Here is a 15126-nt window from a genome sequence, read left to right on the forward strand (position 1 = left end):
ACACCGAAGATCCAGTGTGGGAGCAGGCAAGCCATCTCCCACATTCGAGTGGCTGTGTTTTCGAGCCTGTATTTAAGGTTTGAGCAACGCGGCCACCGCCGTCAGTGCCAGTTCATAACCCAACGCTCCCAACCCGGCGATCACGCCGGTGGCGGCCTTGGACACGTAGGAGTGATGCCTGAAGCTCTCGCGCTTCCAGATGTTGCTCATGTGCGCTTCGATGATCGGGCCGTCGAACGCCAGCAGTGCGTCGAGGATCGGCACGGAGCTGTAGGTGAGCCCGGCGGCGTTGATCACGATGGCGTCGGCGTTCAGTCGGGCCTCTTGAATCCAGTCCACCAGCACGCCTTCGTGGTTGCTTTGGCGAAAGTCCAGGGCCAGGCCGAGCCCGGTGGCGTGGTGCTGGCAGCGGGCTTCGATGCTGGCGAAACTCTCGCTGCCGTAGGTGCCGTTTTTATCCAGCCCGTAGAGGTTGGCGTTGGGCCCATTGAGGAAAAACACGCGGTGGGGCATGGGGCTCTCCCGTTATTTAGCGACGGTCAGCAGGACTTTGCCGACGTTGGCGTTGGCTTCCAGCAGTCGGTGGGCCTCGGCTGCTTGAAGCAGCGGTAGCTGCGCGTGGATCTGCGGGCGCACCGCACCGCAGGCCAGCCAGGGTAAAAAGCGCGAGCGGATGCACACCGCCAACCGGGCTTTTTCGGCGTGGCTTTTGGGGCGCAAGGTGGAGGAGGTGAGGCTGAGGTTTTTGCGCATCAGCACCTGCAAGTCCAACTCGATGTGGGCGCCCTGCAGGAACGCCAGGCTGACGTGTCGCCCACCCATTGCCAGGGCGGCGAGGTTGCGCGCGACGTAAGCGCCGCCGACGTTATCCAGCACCACGTCCACGCCACGCCCTTCGGTGAGGTGGTTCACCACGTCGACGAAGTCTTCGCTGTGACGGTCCACCGCTCGCCACACGCCCAGCGTTTGCAGCATCGCGACTTTCTGCGGGCCGCCCGCGGTGGCGATCACCCGTGCGCCGGCCGCCTGCGCACACTGCACGGCAAAACTGCCGACGCCACTGGCGGCGCCGTGGATCAACAGCGTGTCGCCCGTGCGCAGGCGGCCCAGTTCAAACAGGTTGTGCCACACGGTAAAGGCTGCTTCCGGCACCCCGGCGGCGTGTTGCAGCGATAATCCCGCCGGTACCGGCAGGCAATGCGCCGCGTGGGCCAGGCAATACTCGGCGTAGCCACCGCCGTTAAGCAACGCCATCACGGCGTCGCCGGGTGCGAACTCGTCCACACCGCTGCCCACCGCAACCACGGTGCCCGCCGCTTCCAGGCCGAGCACATCGGTGGCGCCAGGGGGAATCGGCGCGCCGCTGCGTTGCATCAGGTCCGGGCGATTCACGCCAGCGGCCGCCACGCGAATCAGCACCTCGCCTGCCTGGGGCGTCGGCACCGGGCGCTCTACCAGGTGCAACACATCAGGCCCGCCCGGCTCGCGGGCAATCACCGCTTTCATACGGTCCAGTCATCCGGCACGACGGCGATCACATCGATTTCCATCAACCATTCCGGCTGGCCCAGGCCGGAAATCACCAGGCCGGTAGAGATCGGGAACACGCCTTTGAGCCATTTACCCACCTCCTGATACACCGGCTCGCGATAGCGCGGGTCGATCAGGTAGGTGGTGGTTTTCACGATATGCGACAGGTCGGAGCCTGCCTCTTCAAGCAGTTGCTTGACGTTTTTCATCGCCTGTTCGGCTTGGGCGCGTGGGTCGCCGAGGCCGACCAGGTTGCCGTCGAAATCGGTGCCGATCTGGCCGCGCACATAGACGGTGTTGCCGGCGCGCACGGCCTGGCACAGGTCGTTGTCCAGCGCCTGGTTGGGGTAGGTCTGTCGGGTGTTGAACATGCGGATGCGGGTGTGGGTGGGCATGGCGGGTTACTCATCGCAAGCGGGATGAAACAAGCTTCACATCGCCCTCGTTCTCACGAAACCAGCATTTGCGCGGGGTAGTGCTTAGGAAAAACCGAAGCCTGTGCCCCTCATCGGGGGAGCGCAGGGCCGGCGATGACCCGGCACGAACCCTGCAACGCGACCCACACAGTCATTGTTGAGGGGCAGGCGTAATGCTCAGTCGTATTACTCAGCGTCAACTGGAGTATTTTGTGGCGTCGGGAGAGGCAGGCAGCATCAGTGCTGCGGCTGAACGCATTCACGTGTCATCGCCTTCCATCTCGGCGGCCATCACCCATATGGAGGCCGAGCTGGGCATTCAGCTGTTTATTCGGCACCACGCGCAGGGCATTTCCCTCACGGCGGTGGGGCGCCAGGTGATGCAGGAGGCCAAGCTGATTCTGGAGCAGATGACCAACCTCTACACCATTGCCTCGGAGTCGTTGAACACCGTGCGCGGGCCGTTGCGGGTGGGCTGCCTGGAGTCGCTGGCGCCGATGATCACGCCGGAATTGGTGTTCGGGTTTGGCCGCGCGTTTCCAGGTGTGCGGCTGACGCAGGCCGAAGGCAACCATGAGGAACTGCTGGAAAAACTGCGCAGCGGCGAGCTGGATATCGCCCTGACCTACGACCTGGTGACCAGCCCGGATATCGACTTCCAACCCCTGGCGCACCTGCCGCCGTATGTGATGGTCGGCGAGTATCACCCGCTGGCGAACCTGCCTGCGGTGAGCATGCAGGACCTTGAGGCGTACCCGGTGGTGCTGCTCGACACGCCGTGGAGCCGCGACTATTTCCTCAGCCTGTTCATGCAGGCGGGCACCACGCCGAACATCATCATGCGCTCCACCAACCTCGAAACGGTGCGTGCGATGGTGGGCAATGGCATTGGCTACTCCTTCGCCAATGCACGGCCCAAATCGAACATGTCGCAGGATGGCAAGCGCGTGATTCGCCTGCGCCTGGCCGGCGCCCATCGGCCGATGCGGCTGGGCTACGCCACGGCGAGCAACACTCAGCTGTCGCGCGTGGTGTCGGCGTTTGCCGAGCGCTGCCGGATGTTTGTGTCCGACCAGTACATCCCCGGCATGGCCCCGCCGAGCTTTTTTGACCCGCATGCGGTGCGGGTGCTGAGTGGTGTGAGCTGAGCTTGCACCAAAAGGTGGCGGGTTCGGTGTGGCGCATCAAGGCGTGCACTGTTTCGGTCAGGGCGTAAAGCTTCCAGCACCACCTGTTCAGTGTGGGAGCGGGCTTGCCTGCGAGACAGGCACCGCGGTGTGGCAGGTCCACCCAGGTGATGCCATCGCAGGCAAGCCAGCTCCCACATTGGAATTTCAGTGTTTCCTGGCTGCATAGGTTCTGCCTACCCAGTGGGCCGGGTTTTACGAATTGACCCCAAGTGCCTCCCGCCACGACTCTCATCCCATCGATGCAGATCAACTTCTTTTTTGTTCAGGGCACCGCGACGATGACATTCGACTGGAACTACATGTTTGGTTTGCTCGGCGACGCCGAGTTCTGGCGAGCCACATGGACGGTGATCAAACTCAGCACCCTGACCTGGCTCTTGAGCATTGCCCTGGGCTTTCTGCTGGCGCTGGCCAAGCAATCCAAACAGCCGCTGCTCAGCTTGCCGGCCCGTGGCTATATCTGGTTGTTCCGCAGCTTGCCGCTGCTGGTGCTGCTGATCTTTATCTACAACTTGCCCCAGGCGCTGCCGGGCACGTCGGCGGTGCTGGCCGACCCGTTCTGGTCCGGCCTGTTGGCGCTGGTGATTTGCGAAACGGCCTATGTGGCCGAGATCCATCGCGGCGGTTTGCTCTCAATTCCCAAAGGGCAGGGCGAAGCGGCGCGCGCACTGGGCTTGAAGTTCTTCGGCACCCAGTGGCGCGTGGTCATTCCCCAGGCCTTGCGCGTGGCGTTGCCGTCGCTGGCCAACGAATACATCTCGATCGTCAAGCTCACCTCGCTGGTGTCGGTGATCTCGCTGACCGAAATCCTGATGGTCGGCCAGCGCCTGTATTCGCAGAACTTCCTGGTGATCGAAACCATGGCGGCGGTGGCGTTCTTCTATGTGTTGATCGTCACCGTGTTCGATTTTTTGCTCAAGCGCCTGGAGCGCTTTCTCGACGTCAACCAACGCAACGTGTCCCGCGTGCCGGACGCGGCGGTGCTGGCCCTCGCCACGCAACAGCGCACGGCGTTGCAGCGCCCGGCGAGCACCGGTGCATCGGCGCTGCAAGCCACGCGGTTGCACAAGGCTTACAACGATATTGAAGTGCTGGGCTCGGTCAATTTGCAGATTCAGCCGGGTGAAGTGGTGTCGGTGATCGGGCCGTCCGGCTCAGGCAAGACCACGCTGATCCGCCTGCTCAATGGCCTTGAACAGCTGGACAACGGCGAGATCACGATCAACGGCCAGCCGTTCATACATCTCAACAAGGTCGGCGCGCAGAAACCGCAGTACGTCGAGCACGCCGAGCATCGCCTGAACATCGGCATGGTGTTCCAGAGCTTCAACCTGTTCCCGCATTTGAGTGTGCTCGACAACCTGCTGATGGCGCCGAAATACCATCGCCTCGGCCGTACTGACGCGCTCAAGCAACAGGCCTACGCGCTGTTGCACAAGGTGGGCATGCTCGACCACGCCTGGAAGTACCCGCACCAGTTGTCCGGCGGCCAGCAACAGCGCGTGGCCATCGCCCGCGCCTTGATGATGCGCCCGCAAATCATGCTGTTCGACGAGCCCACCTCGGCGCTCGACCCAGAAAAAGTCAACGAAGTGCTGCAGGTCATCGAAGCCCTGGCCGGGGAGGGCATCACCATGGTGATCGTCACTCACGAGATGAACTTCGCCTTCAAGGTCTCCGACCGCATCGTGTTCATGGAGAAGGGCCGTGTGGTGTGCGACGACACCCCGCAGGCTTTGCGCAGCGGCCACAACCCACGCGTGGAGGCGTTCCTCAAGGACGTCTCGCTGGCGTGATCTCTTTTACGTTCAGGACACAACAATATGATCGAGCAAGCTCAAATCGAACAGTTCCAGCGCGACGGATTCCTGGTGGTAGAAGGCGTGCTGTCGCTGGACGAAGTGGCCGCGCTGCAACACGACTTCGACCAGTGGGTGGAAGAGAGCCGCCGCCACGACCAGGGTTGGGGTGCCACGGTGGACGGGCGCGCACGCTTTGACCTGGAGGGCGACCACCGCCCGGATCACCCGTCGTTGCGCCGGGTGAGTTCGCCCACCGAGATTTCCCCGGTGTACGAGCGCGTGGCGTTGCACTCACGGATGGCGGCGATTTCTGCGCAGTTGATCGGCGCTGGTGGCGCGCGTTTTCATCACAGCAAAATCAATTCGAAACTGCCGCACACCGCGACCCAGGTGAAGTGGCACCAGGACTTTCTGTTCACGCCCCACAGCAACGACGACATCGTGACGGCCTTGCTGATGGTCAGTGAAGTGACCCCGCAAAACGGCCCTCTGAATGTGATCCCCGGCAGCCACAAAGGCCCGCTGTGGTCGCACTGGCAGAACCAGCGGTTCACCGGTTCGGTAGAGGAGGCGGTGGTCGAAGAACACTGCCAGCAACCGGTCGCCTGTTACGGCCCGGCCGGCTCCGTGTGCTTCATGCACACGCGCCTGTTACATGCATCGAGCCCTAACGAGACCGAACTGCCGCGCACTCTTTTTATCAGCGTATACGCCGCTGAAGACGCGCTGCCATTCGGTGAAAACCCGTTGCCCAGTGCACACGCCGGCGTGTTGGTGGCCGGTGAAGAAAGTGGCTTGGTGCGCTCCACGGACAACCATCTGCGCTTGCCGCAGAAACCCCGTGGCGCGTCCTTTTTCGTGCAACAGGCCGGCCAAGATTCCGCGACTGCCTAACCCCCTAAAACCCTTGCAGGTAATGACCATGACAGCGTCTAAAAAAAGTGTTCGCCCTCTTGCCGTGTGCCTGCTGGGCGCTGCGGTTGCACTGACCTCGTTGGCGGCTTCGGCGTTCCAGCAGGAAGGCAAGCTCATCGCCGGTTCCGATGTGACGTTTTTTCCCTATGAGTACATGGATAACAACAAGCCCGCAGGCTTTGATATCGAGTTCATGGACGGCCTGGGCAAGGTCATGGGCCGCAAGGTCGAGACCCTCGATACACGCTTTCCCAACCTGATCACTGGCCTGCAGGCCGGGCGGTTCGACCTGACCAACTCGTCGATGTACATCACTGCAGAGCGGGTCAAAGTCATCGATATGATCCCTTACCTGAAAAGCGGCGAGTCGATCCTCACCCTCAAGGACAGCGCCTTCCAGCCCAAGACTCCGGAAGAATTCTGCGGCCACAAGATCGGCTCCATGGGCGCCACTTCCTGGCTGGCGCAGATGAACAAACTGTCGGCTGATTATTGCGTGGCCAAGGGGTTGAAGCCGATTCAGATCAGCGAATACAGCACCGACCCGCAAACCACTCAGGCCTTGCTCGCACACGCCGTGGAAGCGCAGATCACCGACGCCGCCGTGGCCCGTGGTGTGGTCGACAAGCTGGGCAGCCGCGTGGTGATTTCTTCCGACACCCTGATCTACCCGGTGCTTAACGGCTTTGGCGTGAAGAAGGGCAATGACACGGTGAAGAAAGCCCTGCTCGACGGGCTGGAAAAATACCGCGCCACCCCGGAATACGCCGCCTTGCTCAAGAAGTATAACTTTGAGGCCCCGACCGACGCCGACATCGCAGCGCTGATGCCCCAGTAAGCCTATCGCGCGGCCGCAGCCCTGCGGTCGCGCCTTGCGGAGACCGATTCATGGCGTTATCCCTTGAAGAACAGACGCGCATCGACCTGGCGGCGACCTTTCGTATCATTGCGCATGTGGGCATGCACGAAGCGGTGGCCAACCACTTCAGCGCCGCCGTGTCGGCCGATGGCAAACAGTTTTTGCTCAACCCGAAGTGGAAGCACTTTTCGCGTATCCGCGCCAGTGACCTGTTGCTGTTGAACGCCAACGACCCCGCCAGCGCCGACCACCCGAATGTGGACGCCACCGCCTGGTCAATCCACGGGCAGATTCACCGCCTGTTGCCGCAAACCCGCGCGGTGTTGCACTTGCACCCGGTGTACACCACGGCAGTGGCCTGCCTGGCCACACCGCATGTGCCGCCGATCGACCAGAACACCGCGCGGTACTTCAACCGTGTGGCCGTGGACGAACTGTATGGCGGTATGGCGGACACCGAAGCCGAAGGCGCGCGCCTGGCCGGGTTGCTTGATGGCAAGCGTCGCTTGTTGATGGGGAACCACGGTGTGATGGTGACGGCGGCGTCCATCGGTGAAGCCTTTGACGACATCTGGACCCTGGAGCGCGCCTGCCAGATTCTGGTGACGGCGTGGTCCACCGGCCAGCCGCTGCGGGTGCTGTCGGATGAGGTGGCGGAAAAAACCGCGCGGGGCTGGGAAGGCATCGCGGATTTTTCGCAGCAGCACTTTGAAGAAATGAAGCAAATGATGATCGACGCCGATCCTTCGGTGCTCGACTGAGGGCTTTTTATGACGTTTTCCGTTGTGGCTCGCTGCGCCGAGACGGGCCAGTTGGGTATTGCGATCAGCTCTTCAAGCATTGCCGTTGGCGCGCGTTGCCCGTGGCTGCGCCCCGGTGTGGGCGCGGTGGCGTCGCAGAACATCACCTTGCCGAGCCTGGGCCCGCAGATCCTCGACGTGCTCGGGCAGGGCGTGGCGCCGAGTGAGGCGCTGGCAGAGGTATTAGCCGGTCAGGCGCATAGCCAATATCGCCAGGTCACCGTGATTGATCATCAGGGCCGCACCGCACATTTCAGCGGCGCACAGACCCTCGGCATTCATGCGGCGCAGAGCGGTGAGCAGTGCGTGGCGGCGGGCAATATGCTGGCTGACGCCAGTGTGATCGAAGCCATGGTGCGTGCTTTCGAACGTGCGCCGGGGCAGCTTGCCGAGCGCTTGCTGGCCGCGCTGCACGCCGGGCAAGCCAGGGGCGGCGAGGCAGGCCCGGTGCATTCGGCCGCCTTGGTGGTGGTCGATGACCTGCTGTGGCCCATCGTCAATTTGCGGGTGGACTGGGCCGATGAAGACCCGATCGGCGCCCTCGACCAACTCTGGCAGGCCTATCGCGGCCAACTGCAGGATTACATCGACCGCGCCATCAACCCGCAACACGCACCGGGCTATGCGGTGCCGGGAGATGACCGATGAGCAACAGCCGTGAGTTACTCGCGCAACTGGTGCGCTTTGATACCACCAGCCGTGAATCCAACCTGGCCTTGATCGACTTCGTGCGCACCTATTTGCAAGGCCACGGGGTGGCCTGTGAGCTGGTGTTCAACGCGCACAAGAGCAAGGCCAACCTGCTGGCGAGCATTGGCCCGGCCGGGCTGCCCGGCATTGTGTTGTCCGGCCACACGGATGTGGTGCCGGTGGATGGCCAGCGTTGGACGGTCGCGCCGTTTGACCTCACGGAACAGGACGGCAAGTTGTATGGCCGTGGCACCGCCGATATGAAGGGCTACATCGCGTGTGTACTGGCCAGCGTGCCGTCGCTGGTGCAAGCGCCGTTGCGGATGCCGGTGCATATCGCGCTGTCCTATGACGAAGAGGTCGGCTGCCTGGGCGTGCGTTCGTTGATCGAGAGGTTTCACGCGCAACCAGTCAAGCCGCTGCTGTGTGTGATCGGTGAGCCGACCGAACTCAAGCCGGTGCTGGGTCACAAGGGCAAGCTGGCGATGCGCTGCGAAGTGCATGGCGCGGCGTGCCATTCGGCCTATGCGCCGTCCGGTGTCAACGCCATCGAATACGCCGCCCGGTTGATCAGTGAACTGGTGCGGCTCGGTGAAACGCTCAAGGCGCCGCAGCAGCTTGACGGGCGATTTGACCCGCCGTTTTCCACGGTTCAAACCGGCGTGATAAGCGGCGGCAAGGCGCTGAATATCGTCCCGCAAAATTGCACGTTTGATTTTGAAGTGCGCTCGCTGCCGGCCCAGGACCCCTGGCAAGTGGCGGACGCGTTACGCGGCTACGCTGAACACACCTTGTTGCCGGCAATGCAGGCCGTGAGCGAGCAGTGCGCGATCAGCTTCAGCGAACTGTCGAGCTACCCGGGCCTGGCCACTTCGGCCGAAAGCCAGGCGGCTGCCTGGGTTGCCGAGTTCTGTGGTTCGCCGGCGTACGGCACGGTGGCCTTCGGCACTGAAGGCGGGTTGTTTGATCAGGCCGGTATCCCGACGGTGGTGTGCGGGCCGGGCAGTATGGAGCAGGGGCACAAGCCGGATGAGTTCATCAGCCTGGAACAGTTGGCGGCGTGTGATCGGATGCTGGCGCGGGTGGTGGAGTTTGTGAGGAGGTGACTCCAACACTTGTCCCAAGCCATGCGCGGGTAACCCTGTGGGAGCGGGCGTGCTCGCGAATGCGTCGTGTCAGTCACCCACTCTATTGACTGGCCCACCGAATTCGCGAGCACGCCCGCTCCCGCCTTTGCCCGGTGTTGTGGCTTCAACCGGGCAATGCTCAGCCCTTGGCCACGCCCACTCGCCACTGCGCCGGTGGCAGCAAACCGTTCACCAGGTAATTACCCACAATCCGCGACTTGTACACCCGTGGATTATGGTTCGCCAACGTGCGCGCATTGCGCCATAGCCGGTCCAGCGCCTTGTTGCTCGCCGTTGCACTGGCGCCCAGCGCGTCAAACAGCGCGGTGGTCGCCGCGAGTGTGGCATCCACCACTGGGTTGACTGCCAGGCACACCTCCAATTCCGCCAATGCCACGTGTGGGTCATCGTCATGCAACGGCTGCTCGTGGGCGATCACATACTGCGCGGTCTGCTCCAGGCGCTGCGCCGCTTGCTGGCTGATGGCTTGCGCGGCATACGCCTGGCTGGCGACTTCGCCGATGACTTGCAGCAGTTGCACGTCGTGCGCGGCGGTGTCGGCATTGCCGGTGGTGAAGGTCCGGGCGCGCTGGCTGAGTTCTTGCGCACCACTCAACGCAGCGCGGCGGGCGATGCCGGCGAGGGTGCTGAGGTGGTAGATCTGGAAGAAGGATTGGCCGTAGCCGAAGCGCTGGTGTGTGGGGCGCAGGTCGTCTTCCACCGGCGCATTGTCAAAGACGCATGTACCGCTGGCGGTGAGGCGTTGGCCGAAGCCGTTCCAGTCGTCGATGATCTGAACGCCAGGGGCTTTGAGGTCGACCACCACGCTGTACACCGTGCCGTCTTCGCCCGTGGCGATAGTGTTGATCAGGTCACTGTAGAGCGCGCCGGTGGTGTAGAACTTTTTGCCGCTGATGCGCAACGTGTCCTGTGCATCGCGGTGCAGGCGGGTGTCGAAATCGCCCCGGGTCTGGTTGCCGACTTCCGTGCTGCCGGGGGAGAGCAGCGCGCCCTGGCCGAGTCGGTGCAGCCATTTGGCGCGCCAGTCGAGGTCTTTGGCGCAGAGTACGTCTTCGCAAAAACCAAAATGCCCGCGCAGGGCCTGGGTGATGTTGGAGTCGGCGGCGGATAACTCGGTGAGCAGCGCGAGCAGTTCAACCAGTGTCGCGTCCTGGCCGCCCTCACTCACGGGTAAGCGCCAACGGGGCAAGCCCAGTTTATTCAGCTGCTGGATAACGTTAGTGAGGCTGGCGCGGGTTTGATCAGCCTCGGCGGCTTGGGCAAGGATCTGCGCAAACAGTGGGCGAAACGGTGCGGCCAGTTGTTCGTAACGGGCGGAGGGCGCGCAGCCCCAGATATTCAAAGCGGGAGTCGACATGCAATGGACCTTGCAGAAAGGGATTCAGGCGCGGGGTCCAGTGGTCTGGTGGCGTCACCCTAACGCAGGGAGGGCAAAGTTTTTAATACGGAAAAAACCTATCGAGCTGCGCCGCAGTTCTATCGATAGTGCTCAACAGTATTAATCACTGCGCCTTTATTGCGTTAGCTTCTAGGGGCGCCACACTTGGCGACCGACCAGACCCTCCCTCATCACCAGACTGCATGCGCACAGATGGTTGAGTCAGCCATTAACCGTGTGGATGCCTTTCATGATCAATCGTCAAACAATGCTCGCCCTGCTGGGCCTGGCTTCGCTAACGCTGCACGGCCCTTCGGCGTGGGCGGCAGAGCCCCAGACCCTGACGGTGGGCGACCAGTTTTTCTCCAATCGCATCGTCCTGGAACTGTCGGGCGAGCTCAAAGACTTGCCGTACAAAATCGACTTCAAGCGCTTTAACACCGGTTCGCCGGTGGCCTCGGCGGTTGCCAGTGGTGCGCTCGACGTGGGCATTGTCGGCGACACGCCGGTGATCAGCCTTGCCGCCAATGGGGCGCCGGTGAAAGTGGTGGCCAGCACCCAGACCAGTCTTGACGGTGTAGGCATCGTCGCGCGTAAAGGCATCCATTCGGTGGCCGACCTGAAAGGCAAAACCGTCGCGATCTGGAACGGCTCGTGGAGCCAGCAACTGGCCTATAAAGCGCTGGATGAAGCCGGCGTACCGCGCAACAGCGTGACCTTCAAATTCCTGTTGCCAGCCGAAGCCAGCCTGGCACTGACCCAAGGCGACATTGATGCCTTTGGCACCTGGGAACCCTATGTGTCGTTGCAAGAGAAAGAAGGCAGCACGCTGATCCGCAATGCCAAGGGCTTGATGAGCGCACCGACCTACATCGTTGCGTATGAACCGGCGCTGGCGCAAAAAAGCGCGATCATCAAAGACTTTGTCGCGCGCCTGACGCGTGCTCGGGTCTGGAGTAACACGCACGTTGATGAGTATGCCGAGGCGTGGTCGAAGGCCAACCAGTCCTCGCCGGACATTGCCAAGGTGTGGTTCAAGCGTGACGCGATCAAGGTGCTGCCGATCTCGCCGACGATTGTCAGCGAGGCCCAGGCCACGGCGGATTTCCTGGTGGATGCGCAGATGCTCAAACAGCGGTATGACGTGACGCCGTTGTTTGATCGGGCCCTTTAAAAGCGAGGGAAACAAGCGCTAATAGTATTGACCGCCTGATCGCACGGGGGCTGGGCTAGGGTTTTTTATTCCGGTTAGCGCCGGGATAAAAAATCACTGGCATCAGCAAGGAGTAGCCAGTAGGCTACAGGTGAAACGTGACGAATTTGATCGGCAGGACGCCGGAGTTTGATACATGGCTCGACGGTATGAGGGATGTTTGGGGAAAAACTGCAATTCTGACCCGGCTGGATCGAGCCGAGGAAAACAATTTTGGCGATTGCGAACCCGTAGGCGATGGATTGAGTGAAATGCGTGTCTTCGTCGGGCCCGGCTACAGGGTGTACTTTGTGCGCACGGGAATCACCGCTTACCTGATGCTGTGGGGAAGCGATAAAACCGATCAGAGGCGAGGAATCAAGCGGGCAAAAGAGATACTCGATGCCCTGAGAGGTCAATGAAATGAGCAAATCGACATTCAAACCCGAGGACATGCCGATCCTCGATCTCGACACATCAGGCACTCATGTCTATGAGGCTTCGCGCTTCCTGGACAGCCCCGAAATCATCAGTGCTTACCTGGCGCAAAGCCTTAAGTCCCAAGACCCGCAGATACTCATGAAGGCGCTCGCCGAAGTGGTCAAGGCCCAGGGCGTTAACAAGGTTGCCGAGGCGGCGGGGGTTAATCGGGAGAGTCTGTATAAAACCCTCAAGGGCGGCTCAAAAACGCGCTTTGAAACCATCAAGAAGCTGATGCTGGCGTTGGGCGTGGAGCTCACTGTGCAACCTGTTGCAACGAGCGCACTTAAAAAATTGCCACGGCAAAACGGGCAATAGCCAGCAAAAGGCAAGGGTCACCGTATCTTTCTGCCTGCCGTCATGTTCTTGTCACGCGCTCATGCGATTTTCCCTCACCCCCAAAAAAACAAAGCAACTGACTGCGCTTGAGCCGCACTTCAAGGAGATTCAATCATGAGGGTAGTGACCTCCGGCTCGGCCTATCTGGACATCGATGCGTACGCCTGCTGCATTGCGTACGCCGAACTGCTTAATCACCAGGGCATTGAGGCGCGTGCCGTGAGCAGCGCACCGTTGAATTTCAGTATTTGCAGGAGCGTGCTCGACTGGAACGCTTCGCTGGACGATTACCTGCCCATGGCCGGCGATGAGTTCGTGTTGGTGGACGTCTCCGACTACCATCACTTCGACCCGAGCGTGGTGCTCGATCAGGTGCGGGAAGTCATCGACCATCATCCCGGCTTTGAAATCCATTGGTCGCAAAAGCTTGGCGCGGGTGCCGATATCCGCCCAATCGGCGCAGCGGCGACGCTGGTCTTCCAGCGTTGGGAAAAATCCGGCCTGATGCCGCAGATCAGCCGACACAGCGCGGCATTGTTGGCCACGGCGATTCTGGACAATACCCTGAATTTCACCGGGAAAATGACCACAGCCCTGGATATCTGGGCATACGAGGTGCTCGCGCAGCGGGCGGGCTTGTCTGCAGACTGGCCGGTGCGCTATTTCAGCGAATGTCAGGCCGCGATCGAGGCCGACCTGCTGAACGCCCTGGCGGCCGATATGAAACAGATGAGTGCCACACGCAACTTGCCGCGGCTTATCGCGCAAATGACGGTGTGGGATGCACAGGCGTTGGTCCAGCGGCATCGCGCAGCCATTGAACAATGGCTGGCGGCGCAAGGTGAGGACTGGCTGTTGAACGCCATCAGCATTCGCGAGCGCAAAAGCTATTGGCTGGCAGGGCCGTTGCTCAGCCAGCAAAAGCTGAGTCTGCTGCTGTCGCTCAACTGGCAAGGTGCACAGGCGGTGCTGGGGCGCGCCATGCAGCGCAAGGAGCTGGTGAAGCTGGCCTTGGCTGCCATGAACGAAGGGCTCAACGTACCAGGCAAGGCTGTTTGTTGTTGAAGACCCAGCCTGGAATCAAAAACTGCATCGCCACGCTGTCATTCCGTGCCCCAAGGCCCATGCCTTTGTACAGCTCATGGGCCTTGGCCATCGCGTCCATGTCGATCTCCACGCCCAGGCCCGGCTTGGCCGGCACCTTCACGTAGCCGCCTTCGATTTTCAGTGGCTCCCTGGTCAGGCGCTGGCCGTCCTGCCAGATCCAGTGAGTGTCGATGGCGGTGATGTCGCCCGGCGCCGCCGCCGCCACCTGGGTGAACATCGCCAGGGAAATATCGAAGTGGTTGTTGGAGTGCGAACCCCAGGTCAGGCCCCAGTCATTGCACATCTGCGCCACACGCACCGAGCCTTGCATCGTCCAGAAGTGCGGGTCGGCGAGTGGGATATCCACCGATTGCAGCTGGATGGCGTGGCCCATTTCGCGCCAGTCGGTGGCGATCATGTTGGTCGCGGTTTTCAAACCCGTGGCCCGGCGAAATTCAGCCATGACTTCGCGGCCCGAGTAGCCATTTTCCGCGCCGCACGGGTCTTCGGCGTAGGCCAGCACGTGGTGTTGATCGCGGCACAGGCGGATGGCTTCTTTCAATGACCATGCGCCGTTCGGGTCGAGGGTGATGCGTGCATCCGGGAAGCGTTCGGCCAGTGCCGTCACGGCTTCGATTTCTTCATCGCCGCTCAATACGCCGCCCTTGAGCTTGAAGTCGTTGAAGCCGTATTTGTCTTTGGCGGCTTCGGCCAGGCGCACCACCGCTTCGGCCGTCATGGCTTTTTCGTGACGCAAGCGAAACCACGCGTCATCCGCGTCCGCCTCGTTGCGGTAGGCCAGGTCGGTGGCGGTGCGGTCACCCACGTAGAACAGGTAGCCAAGCATTTTTACCGCGTCGCGCTGCTGGCCTTCGCCGAGCAGGGCGGCCACCGGCACTTCGAGGAATTGACCCAGCAGGTCGAGCAAGGCGGCTTCCATGGCGGTGACGGCATGAATGGTGATGCGCAGGTCAAAGGTTTGCAGGCCACGGCCGGCGGCATCCCTTGAGGCAAAGGTGGTACGCATCTGGTTCAGGATGCGCTGGTACTGGCCGATGGGTTGGCCAATCACCAGGCTGCGCGCGTCTTCCAGCGTTTCGCGAATGCGCTCGCCACCGGGCACTTCACCGACACCGGTATTGCCGGAACTGTCTTTGAGAATCACGATATTGCGCGTAAAAAACGGCCCGTGTGCGCCGCTCAGGTTCAGCAGCATGCTGTCGTGGCCTGCCACCGGGATGACGTGGAAGTGGGTGACGACGGGTGATTTGGACGTGGTCATGGCAAATTCCTGAATAAGC

The 15126-nt window shown here is 61.6% G+C and carries 16 protein-coding genes; 11 read left to right on the forward strand and 5 right to left on the reverse strand.

Annotated elements, in window-relative coordinates; translation table 11 throughout:
• Positions 1-72: 72 nt before the first annotated feature.
• The 3 genes from ACI77D_RS03830 to ACI77D_RS03840 are packed head-to-tail and all read right to left on the reverse strand — an operon-like array spanning position 73 to position 1925.
• Positions 73-513, reverse strand: coding sequence for a type II 3-dehydroquinate dehydratase (locus ACI77D_RS03830; RefSeq protein WP_221295278.1), 441 nt, complete (start codon positions 511-513; stop codon positions 73-75).
• Positions 514-525: 12 nt separating this feature from the next.
• Positions 526-1506, reverse strand: a complete 981-nt coding sequence (locus tag ACI77D_RS03835) for an NAD(P)H-quinone oxidoreductase (protein WP_221295277.1) — start codon at positions 1504-1506, stop codon at positions 526-528.
• Entirely contained in the window at positions 1503-1925 is a 423-nt protein-coding gene (locus ACI77D_RS03840) for a RidA family protein (RefSeq protein WP_064453305.1), read from the reverse strand. The genes ACI77D_RS03835 and ACI77D_RS03840 overlap by 4 nt, the downstream gene beginning before the upstream one ends.
• A gap of 194 nt (positions 1926-2119) precedes the next feature.
• On the opposite strand from ACI77D_RS03840, the gene ACI77D_RS03845 reads away from it, so the two are divergent.
• From ACI77D_RS03845 to argE, 7 genes are all read left to right on the forward strand, one after another.
• Positions 2120-3094, forward strand: a complete 975-nt coding sequence (locus ACI77D_RS03845) for a LysR family transcriptional regulator (protein WP_064453304.1) — start codon at positions 2120-2122, stop codon at positions 3092-3094.
• Positions 3095-3414: 320 nt separating this feature from the next.
• Positions 3415-4932, forward strand: a complete 1518-nt coding sequence (locus ACI77D_RS03850; RefSeq protein WP_064454984.1) for an amino acid ABC transporter permease/ATP-binding protein — start codon at positions 3415-3417, stop codon at positions 4930-4932.
• A gap of 27 nt (positions 4933-4959) precedes the next feature.
• Positions 4960-5832 carry a phytanoyl-CoA dioxygenase family protein gene (locus ACI77D_RS03855; protein WP_221295276.1) on the forward strand — a complete coding sequence of 291 codons (873 nt, stop codon included), beginning with the start codon at positions 4960-4962 and terminating at the stop codon, positions 5830-5832.
• A gap of 28 nt (positions 5833-5860) precedes the next feature.
• Positions 5861-6691: an ABC transporter substrate-binding protein gene (locus ACI77D_RS03860; RefSeq protein WP_064453302.1), complete on the forward strand. Its 831-nt coding sequence runs from the start codon at positions 5861-5863 to the stop codon at positions 6689-6691.
• 50 nt (positions 6692-6741) lie between these two features.
• Entirely contained in the window at positions 6742-7473 is a 732-nt protein-coding gene (locus ACI77D_RS03865; protein ID WP_407016080.1) for a class II aldolase and adducin N-terminal domain-containing protein, read from the forward strand.
• A gap of 9 nt (positions 7474-7482) precedes the next feature.
• Entirely contained in the window at positions 7483-8160 is a 678-nt protein-coding gene (locus ACI77D_RS03870; RefSeq protein WP_407016081.1) for a DUF1028 domain-containing protein, read from the forward strand.
• On the forward strand, positions 8157-9308 hold the full coding sequence (argE, locus tag ACI77D_RS03875) for an acetylornithine deacetylase (protein ID WP_407016082.1): 1152 nt from the start codon (positions 8157-8159) through the stop codon (positions 9306-9308). Before ACI77D_RS03870 ends, argE begins: the two co-directional genes overlap by 4 nt.
• A 160-nt stretch (positions 9309-9468) precedes the next feature.
• Here argE and ACI77D_RS03880 read toward each other — a convergent pair whose 3' ends face one another.
• A complete protein-coding gene (locus ACI77D_RS03880) occupies positions 9469-10707 on the reverse strand; it encodes an acyl-CoA dehydrogenase family protein (protein ID WP_407016083.1) in 1239 nt (412 codons plus the stop codon).
• Between the two features lie 271 nt (positions 10708-10978).
• Here ACI77D_RS03880 and ACI77D_RS03885 point away from each other — a divergent pair, with 271 nt between their 5' ends.
• The 4 genes from ACI77D_RS03885 (at position 10979) to ACI77D_RS03900 (ending at position 13804) form a co-directional block, all read left to right on the forward strand.
• The gene (locus ACI77D_RS03885; protein WP_064453297.1) at positions 10979-11902 is read left to right on the forward strand and encodes an ABC transporter substrate-binding protein; all 924 of its coding nucleotides are present in this window, start codon (positions 10979-10981) and stop codon (positions 11900-11902) included.
• A gap of 137 nt (positions 11903-12039) precedes the next feature.
• Positions 12040-12342, forward strand: coding sequence for a type II toxin-antitoxin system RelE/ParE family toxin (locus ACI77D_RS03890; RefSeq protein ID WP_064453296.1), 303 nt, complete (start codon positions 12040-12042; stop codon positions 12340-12342).
• 1 nt (position 12343) lies between these two features.
• Complete coding sequence (locus tag ACI77D_RS03895; protein ID WP_407016084.1) at positions 12344-12718, forward strand: addiction module antidote protein; 375 nt, start codon at positions 12344-12346, stop codon at positions 12716-12718.
• 135 nt (positions 12719-12853) lie between these two features.
• The gene (locus tag ACI77D_RS03900; protein WP_221295273.1) at positions 12854-13804 is read left to right on the forward strand and encodes a DHH family phosphoesterase; all 951 of its coding nucleotides are present in this window, start codon (positions 12854-12856) and stop codon (positions 13802-13804) included.
• Here ACI77D_RS03900 and gudD read toward each other — a convergent pair.
• Positions 13773-15107 (reverse strand): glucarate dehydratase, encoded by a 1335-nt coding sequence (gene gudD, locus ACI77D_RS03905; RefSeq protein WP_407016085.1) that lies wholly within the window; start codon positions 15105-15107, stop codon positions 13773-13775. The two genes, ACI77D_RS03900 and gudD, sit on opposite strands and share 32 nt — an antisense overlap.
• Between the last annotated feature and the right edge of the window lie 19 nt (positions 15108-15126).

It is taken from the genome of Pseudomonas sp. O39, from assembly GCF_045447295.1.
Classification (GTDB): domain Bacteria; phylum Pseudomonadota; class Gammaproteobacteria; order Pseudomonadales; family Pseudomonadaceae; genus Aquipseudomonas; species Aquipseudomonas antarctica_A.